At 54.4% G+C, this 23,418-nt stretch carries 20 protein-coding genes and 1 pseudogene; 16 read left to right on the forward strand and 5 right to left on the reverse strand.

Annotated features, from left to right (window positions below):
• The 5 genes from Q0510_RS23860 to Q0510_RS23880 all read left to right on the forward strand — a co-directional run.
• Nucleotides 1-1,281 (forward strand): FtsX-like permease family protein (locus Q0510_RS23860; protein WP_366941036.1); only part of this gene is annotated, 1,281 nt, incomplete at its 5' end.
• A gap of 32 nt (nt 1,282-1,313) precedes the next feature.
• Nucleotides 1,314-1,976, forward strand: a complete 663-nt coding sequence (locus tag Q0510_RS23865) for an ABC transporter ATP-binding protein (RefSeq protein ID WP_298717486.1) — start codon at nt 1,314-1,316, stop codon at nt 1,974-1,976.
• A gap of 150 nt (nt 1,977-2,126) precedes the next feature.
• Nucleotides 2,127-3,581 carry a TolC family protein gene (locus Q0510_RS23870; RefSeq protein ID WP_298717491.1) on the forward strand — a complete coding sequence of 485 codons (1,455 nt, stop codon included), beginning with the start codon at nt 2,127-2,129 and terminating at the stop codon, nt 3,579-3,581.
• A 30-nt stretch (nt 3,582-3,611) separates the two neighbouring features.
• Nucleotides 3,612-5,009 carry an efflux RND transporter periplasmic adaptor subunit gene (locus tag Q0510_RS23875; protein ID WP_298717494.1) on the forward strand — a complete coding sequence of 466 codons (1,398 nt, stop codon included), beginning with the start codon at nt 3,612-3,614 and terminating at the stop codon, nt 5,007-5,009.
• A gap of 139 nt (nt 5,010-5,148) precedes the next feature.
• Nucleotides 5,149-6,168 (forward strand): NAD(P)H-dependent glycerol-3-phosphate dehydrogenase, encoded by a 1,020-nt coding sequence (locus Q0510_RS23880; RefSeq protein ID WP_298717497.1) that lies wholly within the window; start codon nt 5,149-5,151, stop codon nt 6,166-6,168.
• Here Q0510_RS23880 and hemW read toward each other — a convergent pair.
• Nucleotides 6,165-7,289 carry a radical SAM family heme chaperone HemW gene (gene hemW, locus Q0510_RS23885; RefSeq protein WP_298717500.1) on the reverse strand — a complete coding sequence of 375 codons (1,125 nt, stop codon included), beginning with the start codon at nt 7,287-7,289 and terminating at the stop codon, nt 6,165-6,167. The two genes, Q0510_RS23880 and hemW, sit on opposite strands and share 4 nt — an antisense overlap.
• 112 nt (nt 7,290-7,401) lie before the next feature.
• Here hemW and Q0510_RS23890 point away from each other — a divergent pair, with 112 nt between their 5' ends.
• The 9 genes from Q0510_RS23890 (at nt 7,402) to Q0510_RS23930 (ending at nt 17,890) form a co-directional block, all read left to right on the forward strand.
• The gene (locus Q0510_RS23890; RefSeq protein WP_298717503.1) at nt 7,402-8,397 is read left to right on the forward strand and encodes a DUF4271 domain-containing protein; all 996 of its coding nucleotides are present in this window, start codon (nt 7,402-7,404) and stop codon (nt 8,395-8,397) included.
• A 152-nt stretch (nt 8,398-8,549) separates the two neighbouring features.
• Entirely contained in the window at nt 8,550-9,212 is a 663-nt protein-coding gene (locus Q0510_RS23895) for a uroporphyrinogen-III synthase (RefSeq protein ID WP_298717505.1), read from the forward strand.
• 79 nt (nt 9,213-9,291) lie between these two features.
• Nucleotides 9,292-11,337 carry a thioredoxin domain-containing protein gene (locus tag Q0510_RS23900; RefSeq protein WP_298717508.1) on the forward strand — a complete coding sequence of 682 codons (2,046 nt, stop codon included), beginning with the start codon at nt 9,292-9,294 and terminating at the stop codon, nt 11,335-11,337.
• A gap of 392 nt (nt 11,338-11,729) precedes the next feature.
• Nucleotides 11,730-13,028 (forward strand): SUMF1/EgtB/PvdO family nonheme iron enzyme, encoded by a 1,299-nt coding sequence (locus Q0510_RS23905; RefSeq protein ID WP_298717511.1) that lies wholly within the window; start codon nt 11,730-11,732, stop codon nt 13,026-13,028.
• Between the two features lie 122 nt (nt 13,029-13,150).
• Nucleotides 13,151-13,885 (forward strand): gliding motility protein GldL, encoded by a 735-nt coding sequence (gene gldL / locus Q0510_RS23910; RefSeq protein WP_298717514.1) that lies wholly within the window; start codon nt 13,151-13,153, stop codon nt 13,883-13,885.
• 57 nt (nt 13,886-13,942) lie between these two features.
• Complete coding sequence (gene gldM, locus Q0510_RS23915; protein WP_298717517.1) at nt 13,943-15,481, forward strand: gliding motility protein GldM; 1,539 nt, start codon at nt 13,943-13,945, stop codon at nt 15,479-15,481.
• Between the two features lie 22 nt (nt 15,482-15,503).
• Nucleotides 15,504-16,538: a gliding motility protein GldN gene (gldN, locus tag Q0510_RS23920; RefSeq protein ID WP_298717522.1), complete on the forward strand. Its 1,035-nt coding sequence runs from the start codon at nt 15,504-15,506 to the stop codon at nt 16,536-16,538.
• 81 nt (nt 16,539-16,619) lie between these two features.
• Nucleotides 16,620-17,192 carry a Crp/Fnr family transcriptional regulator gene (locus Q0510_RS23925; RefSeq protein WP_298717525.1) on the forward strand — a complete coding sequence of 191 codons (573 nt, stop codon included), beginning with the start codon at nt 16,620-16,622 and terminating at the stop codon, nt 17,190-17,192.
• Between the two features lie 71 nt (nt 17,193-17,263).
• Entirely contained in the window at nt 17,264-17,890 is a 627-nt protein-coding gene (locus Q0510_RS23930; protein WP_298717528.1) for a DinB family protein, read from the forward strand.
• Between the two features lie 348 nt (nt 17,891-18,238).
• Here the strand turns inward: Q0510_RS23930 and Q0510_RS23935 are convergent, their stop codons facing one another.
• The 4 genes from Q0510_RS23935 to gpmI form a co-directional block, all read right to left on the reverse strand.
• Nucleotides 18,239-18,499: a helix-hairpin-helix domain-containing protein gene (locus tag Q0510_RS23935; RefSeq protein WP_298717530.1), complete on the reverse strand. Its 261-nt coding sequence runs from the start codon at nt 18,497-18,499 to the stop codon at nt 18,239-18,241.
• A gap of 33 nt (nt 18,500-18,532) precedes the next feature.
• Nucleotides 18,533-20,083, reverse strand: a complete 1,551-nt coding sequence (gene uvrC, locus Q0510_RS23940) for an excinuclease ABC subunit UvrC (protein ID WP_298717533.1) — start codon at nt 20,081-20,083, stop codon at nt 18,533-18,535.
• Nucleotides 20,080-20,670, reverse strand: coding sequence for a hypothetical protein (locus Q0510_RS23945; protein ID WP_298717536.1), 591 nt, complete (start codon nt 20,668-20,670; stop codon nt 20,080-20,082). Before Q0510_RS23945 ends, uvrC begins: the two co-directional genes overlap by 4 nt.
• 250 nt (nt 20,671-20,920) lie before the next feature.
• Nucleotides 20,921-22,444 carry a 2,3-bisphosphoglycerate-independent phosphoglycerate mutase gene (gpmI, locus tag Q0510_RS23950; protein WP_298717539.1) on the reverse strand — a complete coding sequence of 508 codons (1,524 nt, stop codon included), beginning with the start codon at nt 22,442-22,444 and terminating at the stop codon, nt 20,921-20,923.
• Between the two features lie 243 nt (nt 22,445-22,687).
• Between gpmI and Q0510_RS23955 the strand changes: the two genes are divergently transcribed.
• Entirely contained in the window at nt 22,688-23,083 is a 396-nt protein-coding gene (locus tag Q0510_RS23955; RefSeq protein WP_298717542.1) for a DUF4783 domain-containing protein, read from the forward strand.
• Nucleotides 23,084-23,177: 94 nt separating this feature from the next.
• A pseudogene (locus Q0510_RS23960) lies at nt 23,178-23,418 on the forward strand (nicotinate-nucleotide diphosphorylase (carboxylating)); the annotation flags it as partial.

Raw genomic sequence — 23,418 nt, forward strand, 5'->3', positions numbered from 1 at the left:
CTGGAACCCAAGTTCTTTTTAGGCATCCTCCTGACGCTGCTGGTAGTGACCGCCCTCGCCGGCGGTTATCCTGCCCTCCTGATGGCGCGGACGCAGACTTTGCTTGTGTTGAAAGGAAAAATGACGACGGGCAGGAAGAACTATTTCCGTAACTCGCTCATCGTGACCCAGTTCGTGTTTTCCTGCCTGCTGATCATCGCCACGCTCATCGCCTGGCGGCAGATGAATTACCTGCGCAACAAACCCCTGGGCTACAATACCTCCGAAGTCATCAGCGTTCCCGTTGGCGCCAAAGAAAACGGAAATGCCGTGCTGGAGCGCCTCCGGGCCGATCTCAAAGGGCAGCCGGGCATCCTGGCCGTCACAGGTTCCACGACAAATTTCGGCCGCGGGCTCGATGGCAGTTCATCGACTTCCATTATTTCCTGGGATCAGGACAACAAGGAGATGCGCGCGCACTGGCAGGGCGTTTCCACGGAATACGTCAATACCATGAGCCTGCAACTGACCGGCGGGCGGGATTTCTCCGCAGCGCTGGCGTCTGATTCTTCGGGTTTCATCATCAACGAGCAGATGGCGCGGCAGTTCGGTCCGGGTAAAGGGCATGTGGGCTACCGCTTTCACCTCGACGACGAAGATCCTACCGAATACACGGTGATCGGGGTGGTGAAGGATTATCATTTCAAATCTTTGCATAACCCCATCGATCCGCTGATCCTGCATTTGGTGCGGCCGGGAGAAGCGCCGACCTATATTTTCGTGCGCGTGGCGCCGGGGGATCTGGCGTCTTCGATGGACAGGCTTGCCGCCGCCTGGAAGCGCGCGGCGCCGGAAACGCCTTTCATCGGATCGTTCGTCAACGAGAACACGGAGCGGCAGTATCGTACGGAATCCACGCTGACGAAAGTGTTCATCAGCGGCGGGGTGCTTACGATCATCATTTCCTGCATGGGATTGTTCGCCATGGCGATGCTCATCATCGGGCAGCGTACGCGGGAGATCGGGATCCGCAAGGTGCTGGGCGCGAGCGCGGCGGGCGTGGCCACGCTCATCTCGCGGGATTTCCTGGTGCTGGTGGGCGTCGCGATCCTCATCGCATCGCCGCTGGCGTATTTCCTGATGCGGCAATGGCTGAAGGAATTCGCCTACAGGACAGACATCCACTGGAGCGTATTCGTGCTGGCCGGCGGAACGGCCCTGCTGGTGGCGGCGCTCACGGTGAGCTTCCAGAGCGTGCGGGCGGCATTGATGAACCCCGTCAAATCGCTGCGGACGGAATAGCATACTTGTATAAAATTTTTTACATTCAGATCATGATACAACTGCGTAACATTTCAAAGCATTACCCGGTGGGATTTGGGAAGCACGAAATACTGAAAGACGTGAGCCTGGACATTCAGCAAGGCGAGTTCGTGTCGATCATGGGGCCTTCTGGCTCCGGCAAATCGACCTTGCTGCATATCCTGGGGATGCTGGAAGACGCTTCGGAAGGGGAGTACCTTTTCCAGGAGGAGCCGGTACATAAAATGAGCGACAAGAAAAGAACGCAGCTGCACCGGGGTGCAATCGGGTTCGTGTTCCAGGCATATCACCTGATCGACGAGCTGACGATATATGAGAACATCGAAACGCCCCTGTTGTACCGCAATGTGCCTTCGGGCGAGCGGAAGAGCCGGGTGGCCGATATCCTGGACCGCTTCAATATGGTGGCGAAGAAAGATCTTTTTCCCACGCAGCTGTCGGGCGGGCAGCAGCAGCTGGTGGGCATCGCAAGGGCCATCGTGGCCGAGCCAGCCGTTATTTTTGCCGACGAGCCAACCGGCAACCTGCATTCCGACCAGGCCCGCCAGATCATGGAATTGTTCTCCGAACTGAATAAGAGGGACGGCATCACGATCGTCCAGGTAACCCACTCCGACCTGAACGCCGGCTATGGCAACCGGGTTGTACAAATCAAGGACGGGAGGTTGCAGTAAGCCGCCCGTTATTTTTTCCGGAAGTTAAAAACTCATCATATGATGTTTTGCATTAAATTCGTGTGGCCCCTTGCCGCCCGCAGGATGTTTGTGCCTTTAAATCAGGAAACCGGCATGGTATCACAACAATTCAAATATTTTCGACCGGCTATGAAAATTTCGTCCGCTTTTACCGCCCTGTTGGTGGCATTCATTATTTCGGTGCAGCCTGTAATGGCGCAGGAGGAAGCCTGGACATACGAGCGTTGCTACGAGTATGCCCTCCGCCATAACCTGACGCTGCAGCAAAGCGTGCTGAACAAGCGGCTGGCGGAGCTGACGCTGAAGACCGACCGGATGTCGATGCTGCCTACGTTGCAGGGTTCTGCGAGCGGCGGTTATATCTTCGGCCGGTCCATCAATATTACCACCAACCAGTTCGATAACGAAGCCACGTTCAACGCCAGCATCGGCCTTTCCGCCGGAGCCGACCTGTTCGGGTGGTTTTCAAAAAGGAATTTAGTGGCGTCTTCCAAATACGAAGTATACGCGCAGAATTACCTGCTGGAAAAAGCACGGAACGATATGGGCGTGAACGTGGCGAACGCGTTCCTGCAGATCCTCCTGGCCCAGGAGCAGGTGAAAATCAGCCGTGCGCAGGTAGACCTGAGCAAGACCCAGCTGGACAATACCAAAAAACTGGTGCTGGCGGGCTCTGTTCCGGAAAGCAACCAGGCCGACCTGGAAGCCCAGCTCGCGCGCGACAGCTCCACATTGGTAACAGCCGAGAACTCCGCCATTTTGCGGACGCTCCAGATGAAAGCCTTGCTGAACCTGGGGTTTGAAGTGCCGTTCGGCACCAAAATTCCCGACAACATAGCCGCGGTCCCCGTTATCAACCTTGCGGAGAATTCTCCCGAAATGATCTTCAGCTCGGCACTGTCCATCCAGCCGCAATACCGCTCGGATGAAATGCGGGTGAAGTCGGCCGACAAATCGCTGGCCGCCGCCAAAGGCGCCCTGTACCCCCGCCTCCGGGCCAATGCGGGCGCGGATACCCGTCTTGCCGGCGGTACCCGGTACGAACAATTCGGCCCGGATAACTGGGTGACTTATGTTTCCAGCATCGGTTTCCCGAAATCCAATCCCCTCGACACCGTATTCACTTACGACCAGTTCAACAACCGCGCAACGCGGAAATATACCACCGGCCGCCAGCTGGCAGACAACTTCGGCCAGAACATCGGCGTTTCCCTCAGCTTCCCCATCTTCAACGGATGGCAGCTGCGCGGACAAGTGGAGCGCGCCAAAATCGAACTGGAAAACCGGAAGCTCTCGCTGGACATCAACCGCCTGCAGCTCCGCCAGGACGTATACACCGCGCATGCCGACGCCGTGGGCGCCTTCCAGAAATACCAGGCCGCCATCACTACGGAACAGGCATCCCAGAAAGCATTCGACTTCGCCACCAAGCGTTTTGAAGTCGGGCTCATGAACACGGTCGAGTACGTGACCACCCAAACGAATCTTTTCAAGGCGCAGATCGAACGCGTATCGGCCTTGTACGATTATATTTTCAAGGTTAAACTACTGGAATTCTATCGCGATCAGAAAATTACGCTGTAGTGTTCCAAGACACAGTAATACAAAGCGTATATGAAGAAAAGAAAAAAGCTTTTTTTATGGATAGGGCTCATCGTGGCCCTTATCGTCATTTTTGCCCTGGTACGTGGTTCAGGGAAGGATGAGGGATTGAAAGTGGCAGTAGACAAGGCTGCTGACAGGGATATCATCGAAGTGGTATCGGCCTCCGGCAAGATTTACCCGGAAATCGAAGTGAAAGTGAGCTCCGACGTTTCCGGTGAGATCACGCAGCTGCTCGTGAAAGAAGGAGATTCGGTAAAGAAAGGGCAGACGCTGGCGCACATTTACGCTGATATCTACGCCTCCAACCGCGACCGCCAGATCGCCGCGTTGTCACAAACCGAAGCCGAGCTGGCCAACTCGTCCGCGGCGCTCGCTGCGTTCAAAGCCCGCCTCGACCAGGCCAAAGCCACCTTCGATCGTAACAACGAACTGTACAAGGATAAGGTCATCAGCCGCCAGGAATTCGAAACGGCAGAGGCAACCTATAAAGCGGCACTGTCGGATTATAACGCCGCCAGCCAGCGCATCAACGCCAATAAATTCGCCGTGGCCAGCGCGCAGGCCAACCTGGCGGAAGCGAATAAGAACCTGAGCCGCACCACCATCGTGGCGCCCACCGGCGGCACCGTCAGCCTCCTTTCCGTGGAAGCGGGCGAGCGCGTGGTGGGAACGGGGCAGATGTCGGGTACGGAAATGCTCCGCATCGCCGATATGTCCACCATGGAAGTACAGGTGGATGTTGGGGAAAACGACATCCCGAAAGTAAAAGTGAACGATTCCGCCCTGATCGAGGTGGACGCCTATACGAACCGGAAATTCAAAGGCCTGGTGACCCAGATCGCCAGCTCTTCCAAAGGCGCCGCCAACGCTACCAGCACCTCCACTTCCTCCGCGGAACAGGTGACCAACTACGTGGTGAGGATCCGCATCCTGTCGTCGTCCTACGCCGATCTGCTGGACCCCAACAACCCGCGCCGTTTCCCCTTCCGCCCCGGCATGAGCGCCAACGTTGACATCCAGACGCGGACGGAAAAGAACATACTTTCCATTCCCATCAACGCCGTAACCACCCGCGATATGTCTGACACGGCGAAGAAGGATAAATCCGCCGACAGAAAGGGAAAGCCGGCGGAAAACAACGCCAACGGCGCCACGCCGAACGACGGCAGCCCTCAGCAGCGGCAGGATTTCAAGGAAGTAGTGTTCGTGCTCCTGCCCGATAATACCGTGCAGATCCGCGAAGTGAAAACCGGCATCCAGGACGATAACAATATCCAGATCACCTCCGGCCTCAAACCCGGTGAAACGGTGGTGAGCGGTCCGTACACCGCCGTGTCCCGCACGCTGGAAAACGGCAAGAAAGTGAAGGTAGTTCCGCGGTCGGAACTATTCGAGGGAACCAAGTAATTTTTCAATGAAACTTAATACAGGGGCGGCTTTCACGAGCCGCCCCTCTTTGTTTTACATACATCGCAATACAAGGCACCGGCCGGGCGTAACTTTAAATTAACGTACCTTTGCGGGCAACAAAAGGAAACAGAAGCGCATGGCTTACCATATCGGAATCATTGGAAGCGGCAGCTGGTCTACCGCTCTCGCAAAAATTCTTACAGACAACAATAATCATATTCACTGGTGGATCCGCAACGAAGAAACGATCCGGCACATGCAGTTGCGCCATCACAACAAGCATTATCTCACTTCAGTATATTTCGACACCAGCCTGCTCAGCCTCAGCAGCCGCGCGGCGGATGTTGTGGCGGCCAGCGATATCGTGATCCTGTCTGTCCCCTCGGCATTCCTTCCCGCCGTACTCGAACAATTACCGGCAGACGCTTTTGCGGATAAGAAAGTCGTATCGGCGATTAAAGGCCTGGTTCCTGTCACCAATCAACTCATCAACGACTACCTCGCCGAGCGGTTCAACGTCCCGGCGGAGCATTACTTTACCATCACCGGCCCTTGCCACGCGGAAGAAGTCGCCAACGAAAAACTCTCGTACCTGACGTTCTCCGGAACGGATAACGACGAAGCGGAAAACATCGCAGCGCTTTTCAACAACAGCTACCTGCAAACCATCGTGAACACGGATGTGAACGGTGTGCAGTTTGCCGCGGTGCTGAAAAACATCTACGCCATGGGCGCCGGCATCGCGCATGGGCTCGAATACGGCGATAATTTCCTGAGCGTCTTCATTACCAACTGCTTCCGCGAAATGCAGGAATTCCTGGAACAATACGGGAAATACGAAGCCGGCAGCGGCCGCGAGGCGGTGGTGCACAATTATAACGCGAGCGCCTATCTCGGCGACCTCCTCGTCACCTGCTATTCCCTCCACAGCCGCAACCGCACGTTCGGCAACATGATCGGCAAGGGCTACAGCGTAAAAGCCGTGCAGCTCGAGCTGAACATGATCGCGGAAGGCTATTACGCCAGCCGCTGCATCGCGGAAATCAACGGGCGCATCGGGGCCTACATGCCCATCGCGCAGAAAATTTTCGCCATCCTCTGGGAGCAGCTGCATCCCGAAGAAGCATTCCTCGAACTGGAAAAAGGATTGATTTAAAAGAAAAGCGCGGCGGCAATGCCGTCTGCAAAGAATTTTCCCTCGCGCGTGAGCGTGAGGCGGTCCCCGTCTTGCCGCATCCAGCCTTTACGGATGAACTCACGGCTGGCGGCTAGCAGCTGCGACTTCTTGTCTGCGCCGAATCTTTCTTCCACCGTATTGAGTGCGCAACCAGCTTCGGTGCGCAGGGATATCATGATGTGCTCGTTGAGCGCCATGCTGGGACTAAGCATTTCGATCTCGAAAGGCACCATTTCTTTTTTGATACTCTGGATGTAGAGCGGGTTGTTCGCCACGTTCCACTGGCGCGACGTGCCGTTGAACGAATGCGCGGAAGGGCCGAGGCCGAGGTAATGTTTGCCCTGCCAGTAACTGCTGTTGTGGCGCGAGCGCTTGCCTGGGAGGGCGAAGTTGGAGATTTCGTAATGTTCGTACCCGGCCTTATCAAGTTCTTCCATGAGCATGCCGAAATGTTTGGCGGCGCGGTCGGGGTCGATAGCGGGGATTTTATGATGCTGGATAAAGTGATCGAGTGCGGTGCCGGGTTCCACGGTGAGGGCGTAGCAGGAGAGGTGGGGGATGTTCAGGTCGATGGCCTGGCGGATGTTGGCGAGCCAGCGCTCGTCGGTAAGGGTGGGGCCGCCGTAGATGAGGTCGATGCTGAAGTTGTCGAACCCTGCTGCGCGGGCTTCTTTGAGGCAATCAATGGACTGTTGCGCGTGGTGGGCGCGGTTCATCCATTTCAGGTCTTCCTCGAAAAACGACTGTACGCCGATGCTGAGGCGGTTGACGCCGGTGGCGCGGAAGGCGCGGAGGCTTTCGGGCGTGAGGTCGTCGGGATTGGCTTCGAGGGTGATCTCGGCATCTGGGAGCACTTCGTAATGGGCGCGCACCGTGTCGAGGAGGCGCTGGATGGCGCCGGGGCCCACCAGGCTGGGGGTGCCGCCGCCGAAGTAAATGGTGGCCACGGGCTGGCCGTCGAGATAACCGCGCTGGAGCACCGCTTCGGCCGCTATGCACTCCACCATCTCGCCCCGCAGCTGCGGCGAAGTCGAAAAGTGAAAATTGCAATAATGGCAAGCCTTTTTACAAAACGGTATATGCAGATAGATTCCGGCCATGCGCGGTTAAAAAAGTTTTAGGGAGATTAATTTGCAAACCTCGATAATACATGTCAGTTTTGTTGATATTTTTGGAACTGGAAAAGTTAATTGCATCATAAAATTTTGACCGTTGCGAACCTGGATGACGATATGGCTGCTGCTTGCATGCGCCCTGCAAACGATGGCACAAGCCGATACTGCCGCGCGTAAAAAGCCTGCGGCCGTGAAGCACCCCCCGGCAGCCAGGACTGCCCCGGCCGCTGCGCACAAAGTTAAGCCAGATTCCGCTCATACCGCGGCGCTTCATGCGGCGGACTCTGCAAAGGCCCGCCTGGCGGACTCCCTGCTCGCCGCCACGCCCAAAGTGCCTGCCTACGACACCATCATGCAGTCGCTGCTGGAAAAGAACGCTTTCCTCACCCGCAAAGGCAAGCCCGTGGTGCTGGACGTGAACCCCGTCAGGGAGACCGACGACCAGGACTGGCTGGTGTACCTCGTGGCCGGCGTGCTCCTTTTGCTGGGGATCATCCGCAGTTCCTACCTGAAGTATTTCAACGATATGTTCCGCGCGTTCTTCAACCCCACGCTGAGCCAGCGGCAGTTGAAGGACCAGTTGTCGCAGTCGCCTTTTCCCAACTTCCTCCTGAATTTCTTTTTTGTTATCAGCCTGGGCCTGTATTTATACCTGCTGATGTACCGCCTCGATTACCCGACCGACGCCATTGCCTGGATGCTGATCCCGGGTTTGATGCTGCTGGTGGGGATCATTTACCTCGTGAAGTTCGTGGTGCTGCGGTTTTGCGGGTGGCTTTTCGGGAATGAGGAACTGATCGATGCGTATGTGTTCATCCTCTACCTGATCAATAAGGTGCTGGGGATACTGCTGGCGCCGTTTTTGGTGGTTTTGGCCTTCTGCTCGCCGGAAATTGCCAGTATTTGCCTGTATATTTCGATATTCTTTATAGTATTACTGGTTGTTTATAGGTATGTAAGGTCCTATTCCCTCGTTCGTCAATATCTCTCCTTCAGCAAATTGCATTTTTTTCTTTACCTTTGCGCATTCGAAGTAGTGCCGGTTTTAATAATCACAAAGGTACTTTTACTTTGGTTAACTGGTAACCCGTGAGGGTGCCCCTATTGTTAACACAAGAGCAAATTAGTATGATCAAAGGCGGGCCAAAAAAAGAGGAAAAACAACTGACGATCCTAATTTCCCAACCTAAGCCAGAAACAGAGAAATCACCTTATTTCGACCTCGCTAAGAAATTCAACATCCGGTTGGACTTCTTTCCGTTCATCAGGGTAGAAGGTGTGCCTGGTAAGGAGTTCCGCAAGCAGAAGATTGATATTGTCAACCATTCCGCAGTGATTTTCACCAGCCGGAATGCCGTAGATCACTTCTTTCGTATTTGCGAGGAGCTGAAAGTAAAGGTTTCGCAGGAATGCAAATATTTTTGCATCACTGAAGCGGTTGCCCTCTATCTCCAGAAATTTATCCTTTACCGCAAGCGTAAAGTGTTTTACGGGGCCGATGGTTCTGCCAAGAGCCTCCTGGAAGTCATGAACAAGCACCGGGAAAACGAGAAGTTCCTCTTTCCCAGCGCCGACAGCCAGAAGAAAGACATCGAGGAATGGCTGAAAACCAATAAGTGCGACTACGCCACCGCCACGCTGTATAAAACCGTATCGAACGACGTGAAGGAAGTCATGACCAACACGGAATATGACCTGATCGTCTTCTTCAGTCCCTACGGCGTGAAATCGCTCTTCGAAAACGTTCCGAAATTCAAGCAAAACGGCACCCGCATCGGCGCCTTCGGTCCTACGACCTCCGCCGCTGTAGAAGAAGCCGGGCTGAAACTCGACATCAAAGCCCCCGCACCGCAAGCCCCCTCCATGGTGGCCGCGCTCGAACAATTCCTGCAGGGGCTCAAAAAATAGTAACAAGCTTTACAAATAATTATCAGGGGGGATCATCGAAAGATGTTCCCCTTTTTTATTTTCGCTTAAAATCAATGGCATGGCAAACAGACTAGCGAAGGAAAGCAGCCCCTACCTCCTGCAACACGCGCACAACCCGGTTGACTGGTACCCCTGGGGCGAAGAGGCTTTCGAAAAGGCGCGGACCGAAGACAAGCCCATCCTCGTGAGCATCGGCTACGCCGCCTGCCACTGGTGCCACGTCATGGAGCGCGAAAGTTTCGAAAATGAAGAAACCGCGCGCCTCATGAACGAACATTTCGTCAACATTAAAATCGACCGCGAAGAACGGCCGGATATCGATCATATTTACATGGACGCACTCCAGGCCATGGCCGGACAGGGCGGTTGGCCACTGAACGTATTCCTCCTGCCAGACCGCCAGCCCTTTTACGGCGGTACTTACTTCCCGCCGAAACAGGTGTACAACCGGCCCTCCTGGACCGAAGTGCTCCTGGCCGTTTCCGATGCCTTCAAAACCAAACGCGCAGATATCGAGCAGCAGGCGTCCAACCTCACCCAGCATCTCGAAAACAGCAACCAGTTTGGGATGGATGCAGTCAGCAGCCTCATTCCGAAGGAAGAATTGTTTACGGCTGAGCAATGCGGCGCCATGGCCCTGGCGATCCTGGGGCAGGCGGACCAGGAATGGGGCGGGTTCGGAAGGGCGCCCAAGTTCCCGGGCACCTTCTCGATCGGCTACCTGCTGCGTTATTACCGCATGAAGAAAGACGAAGCCGCGCTCCGGCAGGCGCTGCTGTCGCTCGACAAGATGATCGACGGCGGGATCAATGACCAGCTGGGCGGGGGATTTGCCAGGTATTCGACCGACGAGAAATGGCTGGCGCCGCATTTTGAGAAGATGCTGTACGACAACGCCCTGCTGACCGACGTGCTCTGTGAAGCCTGGCAGCTGACGGGCGAAGCGAAGTATGCGGTGGCCGTCCGGGAAACGCTGGGGTTCATCGAAAGGGAGATGACTTCGCCTGAAGGCGGTTTCTATTCCGCGCTGGACGCGGATTCCGAAGGGGTGGAAGGGAAATTTTATGTGTGGAGCGAAGAAGAGGTGATGGCGCTCCTCGGGGCGGATGGGCCTGCTTTCTGCGCCTATTACGACGTGAGCCGGCATGGCAACTGGGAGGATGTGAATATTCTCTGGGCGCCGCGCCCGATGGCGGCGGTGGCGGAAGAGCAGCAGATGAGCGAGGAAGAGCTGGCGGCGCTGCTGGAAAGGAGCCGCCCGGTATTGCTGGAAGCGCGCGCCAAACGGGTGCGGCCGGGGCTGGATGATAAGATCCTTTTGGGCTGGAACGCCCTCATGATACACGCACTCTGTAAAGCGGCGGGCGCGCTGGGAGAGGAGAAGTATGTGCGGATGGCGGAACGCGCCATGCGGCTGGTGCTGGAAAAAATGCGCAAGCCCGGGGAAACGCAGGCGATGCTGCATACGTACAAGAATGGTGAAGCGCGATATCCCGCATTTTTGGATGATTATGCCGCACTGATCCGCGCGCTGATTGCTTTACAGGAAGTTACGGGCGACCTGGCCTGGCTCCGGGAGGCAAAGGCGCTGACAAACTACGTAACGGCACAATTCGGAGACGAAACCGGACGTTATTTCTATTACACTGAATCCGGGCAGAGCGACGTGATCGTGCGTAAGAAAGAAGTGTACGACGGGGCGGTTCCCAGCGGAAATGCGCTGATGGCGCATAACCTTTGGCATCTTTCCATTGTTTTTGATGAAAGGGACTGGGCGGAACGCGCTTTGGCGATGACGGCCGGGCTGGGGCAGACGGTAATGCGGTACCCGACTTCGTTCGGGGTGTGGGCGTCGATGGTGATGCGCCTGGTGCAGGGGGAGCCGGAGCTGGCGGTCGTGGGGCCGGGGTACCTGGAACGGATGCGGGAGCTGAACGCGATGTACCTGCCATTTAAGGTGATGCTGGGGGCGGAAGGTGACGTGGAAGGCATGCCGCTGCTGCAGGAACGCCGGGTGGAAGGCAAGACATTGATATACATTTGCCGGGAATATCGCTGTGAGCGGCCGGTGGAATATATATCAGAAATCAATAATTTAATATGAGAATTGTTGTAATTTGCGTTCCCTTTGATAAATTAGCGTTTCAGAGCAAATTCAGGCATTGAGAATTCCCAAATAAATATTATATTTATTACAAATGCGTGATTAGGCTTGACAGGCAAGGGTTTACAGAGGGCTATAGCCTGTATGTGGCCGTGGTAAATTAACAGTGGAAAGGCACAAGGACATAATAAAATGTTAAAACTTCCGTTTTACTATATTGCGTACCCCGGAAATGTGCGGTTGAAAAAGTTGGAAGAAAACATACTACGGATTAAAAAAAAATAATACATTTGCTATCTTTCTGTGATACAACCAGGTGAAAAGCGTGACTGTAGCAGTTGACTTGTCGTTTGGCAGAAGCATCTGGCGGGTTTAAGAAAAAACGTATTCTAATGAAAGTCACCCTTATGAAGCTTAATTATTGTAGTGGGCTGTTGGTCATGCTGCTGGCGGTGCTGCTGGCCAGTTGCGGCGGCGGGAAATCCGCTAAGAACGCGCAGGGTCAGTTAATAGGCGTTAGTCCCAGACCGAAGTACTCACCCCCCGTACCTTATGGAATGGTATATGTTCCTTCCGGGACTTTTCACATGGGGCCGAATGACGAGGATGTGAATTATTCCTTTACAGCAAGGAATAAATCCATTTCGATTTCCGGTTTCTACATGGACGCTACTGAGATCACGAACAACGAGTACCGACAGTTCGTGAACTGGGTAACGGATTCCATGGCGCATGTGTTGATGGGCCATGTGAAAAACGACAATGGGGTGGATTACGTGGACTGGAAACAGAAGATCAACTGGAAAGACAAATCGACTTACGAAAAGCTGGACGCGATGATGTACGCTCCGGAAGACCGTTTATACGGCCGCCTGGAGATCGACGTGCGCAAGCTGAAATACCACGAAGAGCGGTTTAACTGGGACAAGGCGAAGCTGCGCGAGAACAAGGACAAGCCGCGTTCTCAGTTCATCGACCGGAAAGACGTGCCCATTTACCCGGACACCCTTTGCTGGATCCGCGACTTCTCGTATGCGTATAACGAGCCCATGACGCGCATGTACTTCTGGCACCCTGCGTTCGACAACTACCCGGTTGTGGGCGTAAACTGGCACCAGGCGAATACATTCTGCGAATGGCGTTCCAAATTCTGGGAAGACTACCGGACCTCCAAGAAGCAGTTCACCGAGGATAAGTTCCAGCTGCCTTCCGAAGCGCAGTGGGAATATGCAGCCCGCGGCGGACGCGAACAGGCGCCGTATCCCTGGGGCGGTTACTACATCCGCAACAAGAAAGGCTGTTTGCTCGCCAACTTCAAGCCCGGCCGCGGTAACTATCCGGAAGACGGTGGTTTTTATACCGTTCGTGCCGACGCTTACTGGCCTAACGACTACGGTCTGTACAACATGGCGGGCAACGTAGCGGAATGGACGATGGACATCTACTATCAGAATGCCTATTCCTTCACCTCCGATATGAACCCTTATCTGCGGATGGACGTTGCCGACAACGCGCCGCCGAAGATGAAGCGGAAAACCATCCGCGGAGGCAGCTGGAAGGATATCGGGCACTTCCTGCAGAACGGTACGCGCTCTTACGAGTACCAGGACAGCGCGAAGTCTTACATCGGCTTCCGTTGCACCATCGCGTTCCTGAGCCGGTCCAAAAACGATTTCAACAAAAGGAAATAGGAATAAATAGCTGAATCTTGGTGATAAACCTGACACAAAATCATATCATTATGAGCACAGCAAGCATGCATCGAGCTTTTTACCTTTTAATCACCCATAAACTTAAATTTTAACCTATGGCTATGAATCCTAACACAGCGAAATGGCTTAATTTCTTCGTATGTATCGCCGCATCAGTGGTGATCATCGGGGCTATGTTCAAACTGCAGCACTGGCCTGGCGCAGACGTTGCCCTGATCGTGGGCCTGAGCGTGGAAGCCCTGATCTTCTTTATTTACGCATTCGTGCCTGATAGCAGCGCACCCGCTCCCGCAGCCGGCGTTGCCGTTGCCGGCAGCCCAACCCTCGCCAAAATGGACAAAATGCTGGAAGAAGCCGACATCACTCCGGCCAATCTCAGCCGCCTGAGCGATAACTTCTCCAAACTGGGCACAACTGTCGACAAGATGCGCGATATCTCCGATGTGGTAGCCGCAACCGGCGATTACACCGCCAAGACCCGCGAAGCCGCCAATGCTATCGGTTCTGTAACGCAGGCATATACCAACGCAGCAGCTGCCGTGTCTACCTTCAACAACGCTTCCGAATCCACCCGCAACTTCCACGAGCAGGTTCAGTCCATGACCAAAAACCTGGCATCCCTGAACGCGATCTACGAACTGGAACTGCAGGATACCAATAACCACCTGAAAGCTATGAACAGCTTCTACGGAAACCTGCTCACTGCTTCCAAGGCCATGAGCGGCAGCGTTGACGATGCGAAGAAAACACAGGAGCAAATCACCCTGCTGGCCCGCAACCTCAGCAACCTGAACACCGTATACGGCAATATGCTCACCGCAATGCAAGGCAAATAAGGTAACGCAATAGTGACGATAACAAGAGACATTCAATTCTAAAACTTGTAGACTACTATGGCATTACCAAAAGATCCCAGGCAGAAGATGATCAACTTCATGTACCTGGTACTTACTGCAATGTTAGCGTTGAACGTATCCGCCGAGATCCTGAACGCATTCGATATAGTAAACAACTCCATCACAACGTCTAACGAATCCATTAATAATAAGAACGGCAAAACTTACCGCCAGTTCGAAAAACTGATGGCCAACGACGAAGGGAAAGTGGGCCCGTTGAAAGCAAAGGCCGATGAAGTCCGTAAGATTTCCCAGATTACCTATGATTATCTTGACACGCTCAAGCAAAAAATTATCCGTGAAAGCGGAGGGCTTACCGATGAAGGTGAGATCAAAAGCAAAGACAACCTCGATGCGCCCACGCGCGTAATGGAAAACCAGAAAGAAGGCGACGCCCTCGAAAAGCAACTGCAATCTTTCCGTAACCAGGTGCTCGCACAGATCAATCCCAGGGATAAAAACGTTTTCGATACCACGCTCCCGCTCCGTATAGAATTACCGGCGCAGAAAGGGCCCGTGAAGAAAAACTGGACCGAATATCACTTCAACATGGTGCCGACCATCGCGGCGGTAACCCTGCTCAGCAAATTCCAGAACGATATCCGCAACTCGGAAGCCATGATCATCGATAAACTGATGACCGAAGTTTCTGAAAACGACCTCGCTTTCGATAAGCTGGAAGCATTCGTGTCCCTCAACTCTAAAAACTTTACACCCGGGCAGACGCTCAAAGCCACCGTGGTAATGGGCGCCTACAGCAGTACGGTAAACCCGACGATCGTGATCAACGGTACTTCCGTTACGGCTTCCGGCGGTAAAGGTGTCTTCGAAATGCCTGTCAACACCATCGGCGAACACAAGATCGCCGGTACCATCCAGCTGGTAAAGCCCAACGGCCAGGTGGTGAACAGCCCGTTCGAAGAAATATATAAGGTGAGCTCCGCCGCTACTTCCATCTCTGCGGATAAAATGAACGTAATGTACGTGGCCCTCCAGAACCCGATCAGCATCACCGCCGCCGGCGTTCCGTCCGACAAGGTGAAAGCAACGATCTCCGGTTGCGGCGGCCAGATCACCAGCAGAGGGAACGGCGAATTCGTAGTAACCGTTAGCTCTACCGGCAAGGCCATCATCAACGTAACCGCCGAAATCGACGGTAAAGTGGAAAGCCTCGGTTCCAAAGAGTTCCGTGTGAAAAACGTTCCCGACCCGTCCATCAAGGTAGGCCTCACCAAAGGCCCCACCATGAAAGCCGCAGAGTTTAAAGTACAGCAAGGCCTCCGCGCCGACCTGGAAGACTTCGTGTTCGACGGCGTTCGCTACGCCGTGGTAGGCTATCGTATGGGTATCGAATCGCGCAGCCGTCCGTATGCCGAAGGCGACGCTACTTCGGAACTGTGGCCCAACAACCCCGAGTTGCAGGGCGCGATCCGCGGTATCAAACCCGGCGACCAGGTATATTTCGACAATATCAAGGTGAAAGGACCGGACGGCAGGGTTCGCTCGATGCCGAACGTAAACTTCAAGATCAATTAACGAACAAAAACCGTTACTGGCTATGCAAGCAGTAATATTGAAAAGGATCAGCCTGAGTGCGCTGTTATTGGTTTTCATCGCTTCTACCGCCGACGCGCAATCGCGCCGGAGAAGAGGCGGCACCGAAACACCGCCTCCGCAGGAGCAGGCGCCCGTAACCAACCCGGCTACCGGCAACCCTGTTAATGTGCCCGCGGCTCCCGCCGGAGACCCCTCCGGCACGGCGCCCGCATCTCTCCGCCAGGACGGCGTGGGAACACCGGTAGACACGCCGCGCAAGTCGCTGCGGGTAGACGGGGTATCCGAAAAGAGCCCTATCCGCGACCGTGTGCCCATCGCCTACGACCACATCCGTGAAGATGACAAGTTCTGGGAAAAACAGATCTGGCAGATCATCGATGTGCGGGAGAAGATGAACCTTCCCTTCCAGTACAACGTGGAAGACGAATCGGGCGTGAACCAGCTCCTGATCAATATCCTGCTTGCTGCGATCAAAAACAAGGAAGTGGAAGCGTTCAGCCCGATCGACGACCGTTTCAGCACCCTCATGCCTTACGACGAGATCATGACCAAGCTTTCGGGCGAGGAAAGGACCGTCCGCAGCATCGACCCGGTGACCGGGGAGGAAAAAAACGTAACGATCCGCGACGAGTTCAACCCTGAAACGATCAAGCAGTACAAAATCAAGGAAGTTTGGGTGTTTGACCAGGAAGCCTCCGCGCTGAAGGTGCGCATCCTCGGTATCGCCCCCATGGTATCCCGTCTGAACGACGATGGTTCCGTACGCGCCACCATTCCCCTGTTCTGGCTTTACTATCCCGATCTGCGCCCCGTTCTGGCCAAATACGACGTATATAACCAGAACAACGACGCGTCCACCATGACCTGGGAAGACCTGTTCGAGATGCGTTTCTTCGCCAGCTACGTAGTGAAGGAAAAGAACGCTTACAACCGCGAGATCAGCAATTACATCAAAGACGGTGTGATGCGCTTGCTGGAAGGCCAGGCGATTAAAGACAAGATCTTCAACAAAGAGCAGGACCTGTGGGAATACTAATATCCCTTTCGTTCAGATCCTGCGAACGATAATGAGAAGCCGCCTCCTGCACAGGGGGCGGTTTTTTTATATCTTGCAGGTATGCAGCAACTCAGAACCGCAATAGAGGCCGTTATTCCCCTTCCTGAGGACGCCTGGGAAGATCTTTCCGCCTGCTTCCATCCGCTGGCCTGCAAGCGGAAAACGGTGCTGACGGCGGCCGGGGATACGGAACGTTATTGTTACTATGTCACGGAGGGATTGCAGCGGGCGTTTGCGCTGGCGGAAGGGCAGAAGGAAGCCACCCTGATGTTTTCGTACCCCGGTTCGTTTTCGGGGATCATCGATTCGTTTTTCCTGCAGCAGCCGTCGAAATATTACCTGGAAACCCTCACGCAGAGCGCTTTTTTACGGATTTCGTTCAACGACATCCAGCGGCTGATGCAGCAATACCCCGTTATCGCCAGGTGGGTGCATGTGGGTACGATGGCGGCCATGGCAGGTGTGATGGAACGGCTGATAGAAATCCAGACGCTGGGGGCGGAGCAGAAGTTCCGGCGCCTTTTGGCCAGGAGCCCTCACGTCCTACAGATGATTCCCCACAAATACCTGGCATCCTACCTCGGCATCGACCCCGCCACATTCAGCAAGCTGCTGGGCGGCGTTCGCTTGTAAATCTTGGCGCAGGCAAAGATTTCGTGCAAAAGTCCGGCTTACCTTTGCATCGGATCAACAAATAATGCAACATGCCTACCTTCCATTCCGCCAGGCTTCTCGGCGATCTCCAGCGCGACGTTAACAATCTGCTTGCGGCGGCAGACCGCTACCTGGCGCCCCAACCCCATGATATCCTTTTGCAGCAACCCGCTCCCGGCAGCTGGTCCGCCATCCAGTGCCTGGAGCACCTCAACGGCTATGGCCGGTATTACCTTCCCGCCATCGACGAATCATTCCGGAAATTCCTGGCACAAAACCGACCTGTCCCGGAGAACTTCCGGAGCGGGTGGCTGGGAAATTACTTCACGCAATCGATGATGCCGAAGGCAGACGGCGGGCTGAAGATGAAGATGCAATCTCCGAAGAACCACCGCCCTTCCCCGACGCTTGATGCGGCGCAGATCATGGAGGAATTCCAGGCGCAGCAGGAGTGGATGTTATCGTTGCTGCAGGCGGCGAAGCGGGTGGATATCGGCGGCATCCGCATTCCGACTACGTTATCGAAGCTGGTGGCGTTGAAGGCGGGTGATACGTTCCGGTTCTTAATTGCGCATGCGCAGCGGCATATGCTGCAGGCTATCCGCAGTGTGGAAAATGTGCGTGGCGGGGATGCCGCTGCGGTGACTTTGCAGTACCTTTCCGAACCGGTCCGCTAACAAAAAACCATTCCTTCGAAATCTCTTGAAACTCAATACTGTTGCAGGTTGTGGCGAAATGTAATTTCCTTTCGATAACAAATACTTAACAACGGCAGAGCCCCATTCGCACTATTTTAGTAATGTGAAAAATGCACTTATTGCATTGCCTGATAATGTGAGTTTTTACAGCGAAGATCTCCCGGTATTTGCCGGTTGTCAAAGATAAAATCTGTGTCTTTTAATGGTTAACTTGGGGAAATGGCCTGGTTCTCAAACCGGGCTACCTTTTTTGTGGCAAGTGAAGGAAATTATCATTGCACGTTTTGCTTGTTGGAACGATGGTTTCAACTGCGGGAAATGCAAACGTTACTGCGGTGTATTGGCTTGCGCACCTGCCTGGCCATTGCCTTCCCCGTGAAAATGCTCCCAGATCAGCTGGGCTTTTTTCTGACCCACTTCCTTCACCAGGTCCTCTTTACTCAGCTGCTTCACCTTATTCACAGATCGATGGTTCTGCAACAACTGCGTTGCCGTACTCTCGCCGATCCCTTTGATCCCCTCGAGTTCATTCTTGAACGTGCCCTTGCTCCGCTTCTGACGGTGGAACGTAATACCGAAACGGTGCACCTCGTCACGGATGCGCCGGATCAGCTTCGGGCTCTAGCTGTCGTACGGCAGTTTGATGGAATCCTTGTCGCCAGGGAAGAAAATCTCCTCCTCATTCTTCGCCAGGCCCACCACCGTCATACTCCCGATGAGGTCGAGTTTTCGGATACTGTCCATCGCCGCACCCAGCTGGCCTTTGCCGCCGTCGATGATCACCAGCTGCGGCAACGGCTGCTCTTCGTTCAGCAATCGGTTATACCTGCGGTACACCACTTCCGACATCGATGCGAAGTCGTTGATGCCTTCCACGGTTTTGATATTGAAATGCCGGTAATCCTTCTTCGATGCCACGCCATCTTTAAACACCACGCAGGCGGAAACAGGATAACTCCCCTGGAAGTTCGAGTTATCGAAGCATTCGATATGTACGGGCAGCTCCTGCAGCTCAAGATCAGCCTGCAGCTGGTACAGCACTTTCTTCTTCTCCATATCGCTCTTGCCTTCGAGGTGCAGGATTTTTTTCTTGTGCAGCTCTTCACGGAAATAGTTCACGTTTTTGGCGGACAGGTCCAGCAGTTTTTTCTTATCCCCGCCCTTCGGCACCGTGATCTCTACATGCTCTTCCGGGAATTCCACGTCGAAGGGCACCACGATCTCGCGTGCCAGGCTCTGGAACGCTTCGCGCAGGTATGCGATGGCATATTCCATCACTTCCACGTCCGTTTCTTCCAGTTTCTTTTCCAGCGTCACGGTTTTGGTATCGGCGATGGTGCCGTTCAGCACGCGGAGGTAATTTACATAAGCGAAATTGCCTTCGGAAAGAATGGTGAACACGTCCACATTGCCCACCCGGCTGCTCACGATCGTGGAACGCGCCTGGTAGTCCTGCAGGCTGGCGATCTTCTTCCGCTCGATTTCCGCTTTCTCGAATTCCATATTCATCGCGTGTTCCTGCATGCGCGCCTTGAACACATTGAGCACAGGGGAAAGGTTGCCCCGGAGGATTTCCTTCACCGATTGCAAACCTTCGCGATAATCGTCGGCGGATTGAAGTCCCTCGCAGGGACCTTTGCAGTTGCCGAGATGGTATTCCAGGCAGACTTTGAACTTGCCTTTTCTGATGTTCTGTTCGGTGAGATTGAGGTTGCAGGTGCGCAGGGGGATGTTGTACCGGATTACTTCCAGCACTTCCCGTACGCGGCCCACGGAGGTAAACGGGCCGAGGTATTCCGAGCCGTCCTTGACCACCCGGCGGGTGAGGAAGACGCGGGGAAAGGGTTCGTGTTTGATGACGATGAACGGGTAAGTTTTATCATCTTTCAGATCGATGTTGTATTTCGGCCTGAACTGCTTGATGAGGGCGTTTTCCAGCAGGAACGCGTCTTTCTCGTTGTCTACGATCGTAAACTCGATGTGGTGGATGTTGTCCACCAGCTTGCGGGTTTTATAGTTGTCGTGGTGTTTGGCGAAGTAGGAGGAAACGCGTTTGCGGAGGGATTTGGCTTTCCCGATATACAGCAGTTCCCCGCCGGCGTCAAAGTATTTGTAGATGCCGGCCTGGGTGGGTATGGTATGTGATATCTGGGAAAACTCCGCTGAAGTCATGGTTGATGTGCTGTTAAAGGTCGGAAGATAGCGGTGGTTTCCATGTTTTCCGCTTTCATAAAAATGATTTTCTGCATGGAGGTGATGGTAAGCTGCCGGTCGCGTTCATAGGCGATCTCTTGCCGGTATTCATACACGGGATTTTTGGTGTAGGAAGAAGCCTGAACGTTCCGGATGCGGCGGCTGCTGTCGATCTCCACGATCAGCTGTGCCGGCCAGGTTTGTTTGCCGCGGCTGCGGTGGATAAACGTCGTGTCGCCGGTGAAATGATTGGGAATGGTATCGGTCACGTAGGCGTCGGCCAGGGAAGGACGGCTGATATCCGCATCCATCAGCGGGCGGAAGAGCGCTTCCAGCCCCGCGCTGTCCTGCACGGGAGCGGTAACCGTTTCGCCGTTGAGGCGGATGGTTTTGGTGATCTGGAACGGCGATTTGCGCATCCTTGCGATCTCGTCCCAGCAATAATTGCCTAACGCCCTGTAACTATGATCCTTTTCATCAGCCACCGGAGGCCCTTCCCGCTCGGGAAGACTGCATCCTGCGGCCAGCAACGCCCAAAGCCCTGCGATCCGGAATACGATTCTCATACCTGCAAAATTAACGGTGCCGCCCCAATCGGCCTATAAAAAAAATGCACCGTGAATACGGCGCATCTGATGCATGAGCAAATCTGTCGAGAGCACTAAAAAACTTATGGTGATAATAGATATGACAATTCCGGGAAAGCCTTACGGCTTTATCAGGTGTTAAACGGGTGGGCAGACTGGAAAGTTACACGGGGCGCAAAATAAAAAAGGGGCCGCCATAGCAGCCCCTTTCCGATATATCCGGTTGGGATTATACGAGAACATTGCCGGTCATTTCCTTCGGGATGGGCAGGCCCATGAAGTGAAGGATGGTAGGCGCAAGGTCGCCGAGCTTGCCGCTCCTGATCTCTCCCTTGAATTCCTGGCTGATGATAAACAAGGGCACCAGGTTCAGGGTATGGGCCGTATTGGGCGTACCGTCTTCGTTGATCATGAAGTCGGCGTTGCCGTGGTCGGCCGTGAGGAAGATCGTATAGTCGTTGAGCAGGGCCGTAGACACTACTTTGGACACGCAGGCATCCACCGTTTCCACGGCTTTGATGGCGGCGGGCCATACGCCTGTGTGCCCCACCATGTCGGCATTGGCGAAGTTCAGCACCACGAAATCGGCCGTGCGCTGCTCCAGTTCGGGCAGGATGGCGTCCGCCAGTTCGGGGGCGCTCATTTCCGGCTTCATGTCGTAAGTCGCCACTTTGGGAGAAGGCACCAGGATGCGCTTTTCGCCATCGAAGGGCGTTTCGCGGCCGCCGGAGAAGAAAAAGCTCACGTGCGGGTACTTTTCCGTTTCCGCGATGCGGATCTGGGTTTTACCGTTCTTCTCCAGGACTTCGCCGAGCGTCATGGAAAGATTATCGTTTTCGAAAATGACATGCACCCCTTTGAAGGCTTTGTCGTATTCGGTCATGGTCGTATAATGCAGGGCCAGCGGTTGCATGCCGAAGTCGGGGAATGCCTGCTGGGTGAGCACTTCCGTGATCTCGCGGCAGCGGTCGGTCCGGAAGTTGAAGCAGATCACAGCGTCTCCCGGCTGGATGTTCCCGATAGGCTGCTGCTGCGCGTCGGTCACGATGATGGGCTTGATGAATTCGTCGGTAACCCCTTCTGCGTACGAAGCTTTCACGGCAGTCAGCACATCCTGCGTAGGCGTACCGGTACCGTTAACGAGTGCGTCATAAGCCAGTTTCACCCGTTCCCAGCGTTTGTCGCGGTCCATGGCGTAATAGCGGCCGGTAACGGAAGCGATGCGCCCGGTGGTGGCGTTGAGGTGCTGCTGGAGGTCGTCCAGGTAGCCGAGGCCGCCTTTGGGATCGGTGTCGCGCCCGTCGGTGAAGGCGTGTATGAACACGTTGCTGAGCCCGCGTTCTTTCGCGATGGAAGCGAGGGCTTTGAGGTGGGTGATATGGGAGTGAACGCCGCCGTCGCTCACCAGTCCGATGAGGTGGAGGGCTTTATTGTTGTTGCGGGCGTATTCCATGGAGTCCTGCAAAACCTTGCTGGCGGCGAGCTCGCCGCTTCTTACGGCTACATTGATGCGCTGGAGCTCCTGGTAAACGATCCTTCCGGCCCCGATGTTGAGGTGGCCTACTTCTGAGTTGCCCATTTGCCCCTCGGGCAGGCCCACGTCTTCGCCGCAGGTGATGAGGGTGCTGTGGGGGTATTGCTCATAGAGGCTGTCCACGAAAGGGGTGTTCGCATGTGCGATAGCGTCGGCGGCAGGAACCTGGCCCTGTCCCCAGCCATCCATGATAATCAGGATCGCTCTTTTAGTTTCCATACTTGTATTCCGTTGTGCGTTATGAATGAATCGGGCAGTGAAATTAATAATACTATCTTTTCCAGTGCCTAAAATTTTTCCGGAAAAGCTATATCTCAAGGGATTTTTGTATATTAAATTGTTGTAATTCAAAAGCTCCCGAAGCATAGCACAATAATGGTATATTTATTGAAACACAGCAATTTGGCATAGTTTTGGCGTCTTCTACGGTTGATAAATGTATTGCGATCAAAATAACGGATAATGAAAAAGTTAATCGTAGTGTTGGGGGTGCTCCTCGCCGGGGGGATGCTGACAGCTTTTACGCTGTTCGCCGGTCCTTTCGATGACGTGGTCAACGCCCTTAAAAAGGGAGATTCGGGTAACCTGAGCAAGCTCCTGGACAACACGGTCGAGATCAACATGGCTGGTAAATCGAATTCCTACAGCAAAGCGCAGGCGGAAATCATCCTGAAAGACTTCTTCGGGAAAAATGCCGTAAAAACCTTCGAACTCCTCCACAAAGGCGGCCCCGAAGGCGGCTCCCAGTTTGGTGTGGGCAACCTCACCACCAGCGGCGGCAATTACCGCACCTCCTTCTTCCTCCAGAAAAAAGGAAATGCCTTCGTGCTCAACGAACTGCGTTTCGAAAATAAATAGCACAACAGCAAAAGACGAACGTATCGAAAGGCTGTCCGCTCCTAGGCGGATGGCCTTTTTGTTTGTAACTTGCCTGCTCATTACCGATCGTGTCATGTTACAGAAAGAAGCATTGGAACAATTCATACATTCCGCCCTGGCGGAAGACATCGGCTCCGGCGACCATAGCACCCTCGCCTCCATCCCCGCCGAAACCGCCGGCACCGCAAGGCTCAAAATCAAGGAGGACGGAGTGCTGGCCGGAATGGAAGTAGCGGAAGCCATCTTCCGCCTGCTCGACGATACCACCCGCTTCGTCCCCTTCAAAAAAGACGGCGACGCCATGGAATCCGGCG

The organism is uncultured Chitinophaga sp., assembly GCF_937874145.1.
Lineage (GTDB): Bacteria > Bacteroidota > Bacteroidia > Chitinophagales > Chitinophagaceae > Chitinophaga.

What these genes read in the sequence shown, in the direction of transcription:
- gldL (WP_298717514.1), top strand. Translation starts at nt 13,151, where the DNA reads ATGAATCCTAACACAGCGAAATGGCTTAATTTCTTCGTATGTATCGCC.
- Q0510_RS23900 (WP_298717508.1), top strand. Translation starts at nt 9,292, where the DNA reads ATGGCAAACAGACTAGCGAAGGAAAGCAGCCCCTACCTCCTGCAACAC.
- Q0510_RS23880 (WP_298717497.1), top strand. Translation starts at nt 5,149, where the DNA reads ATGGCTTACCATATCGGAATCATTGGAAGCGGCAGCTGGTCTACCGCT.
- Q0510_RS23865 (WP_298717486.1), top strand. Translation starts at nt 1,314, where the DNA reads ATGATACAACTGCGTAACATTTCAAAGCATTACCCGGTGGGATTTGGG.
- Q0510_RS23925 (WP_298717525.1), top strand. Translation starts at nt 16,620, where the DNA reads ATGCAGCAACTCAGAACCGCAATAGAGGCCGTTATTCCCCTTCCTGAG.
- gldN (WP_298717522.1), top strand. Translation starts at nt 15,504, where the DNA reads ATGCAAGCAGTAATATTGAAAAGGATCAGCCTGAGTGCGCTGTTATTG.
- Q0510_RS23930 (WP_298717528.1), top strand. Translation starts at nt 17,264, where the DNA reads ATGCCTACCTTCCATTCCGCCAGGCTTCTCGGCGATCTCCAGCGCGAC.
- Q0510_RS23945 (WP_298717536.1), bottom strand. Translation starts at nt 20,670, where the DNA reads ATGAGAATCGTATTCCGGATCGCAGGGCTTTGGGCGTTGCTGGCCGCA.
- gldM (WP_298717517.1), top strand. Translation starts at nt 13,943, where the DNA reads ATGGCATTACCAAAAGATCCCAGGCAGAAGATGATCAACTTCATGTAC.
- Q0510_RS23955 (WP_298717542.1), top strand. Translation starts at nt 22,688, where the DNA reads ATGAAAAAGTTAATCGTAGTGTTGGGGGTGCTCCTCGCCGGGGGGATG.
- gpmI (WP_298717539.1), bottom strand. Translation starts at nt 22,444, where the DNA reads ATGGAAACTAAAAGAGCGATCCTGATTATCATGGATGGCTGGGGACAG.
- uvrC (WP_298717533.1), bottom strand. Translation starts at nt 20,083, where the DNA reads ATGACTTCAGCGGAGTTTTCCCAGATATCACATACCATACCCACCCAG.
- Q0510_RS23870 (WP_298717491.1), top strand. Translation starts at nt 2,127, where the DNA reads ATGAAAATTTCGTCCGCTTTTACCGCCCTGTTGGTGGCATTCATTATT.
- Q0510_RS23905 (WP_298717511.1), top strand. Translation starts at nt 11,730, where the DNA reads ATGAAAGTCACCCTTATGAAGCTTAATTATTGTAGTGGGCTGTTGGTC.
- hemW (WP_298717500.1), bottom strand. Translation starts at nt 7,289, where the DNA reads ATGGCCGGAATCTATCTGCATATACCGTTTTGTAAAAAGGCTTGCCAT.
- Q0510_RS23875 (WP_298717494.1), top strand. Translation starts at nt 3,612, where the DNA reads ATGAAGAAAAGAAAAAAGCTTTTTTTATGGATAGGGCTCATCGTGGCC.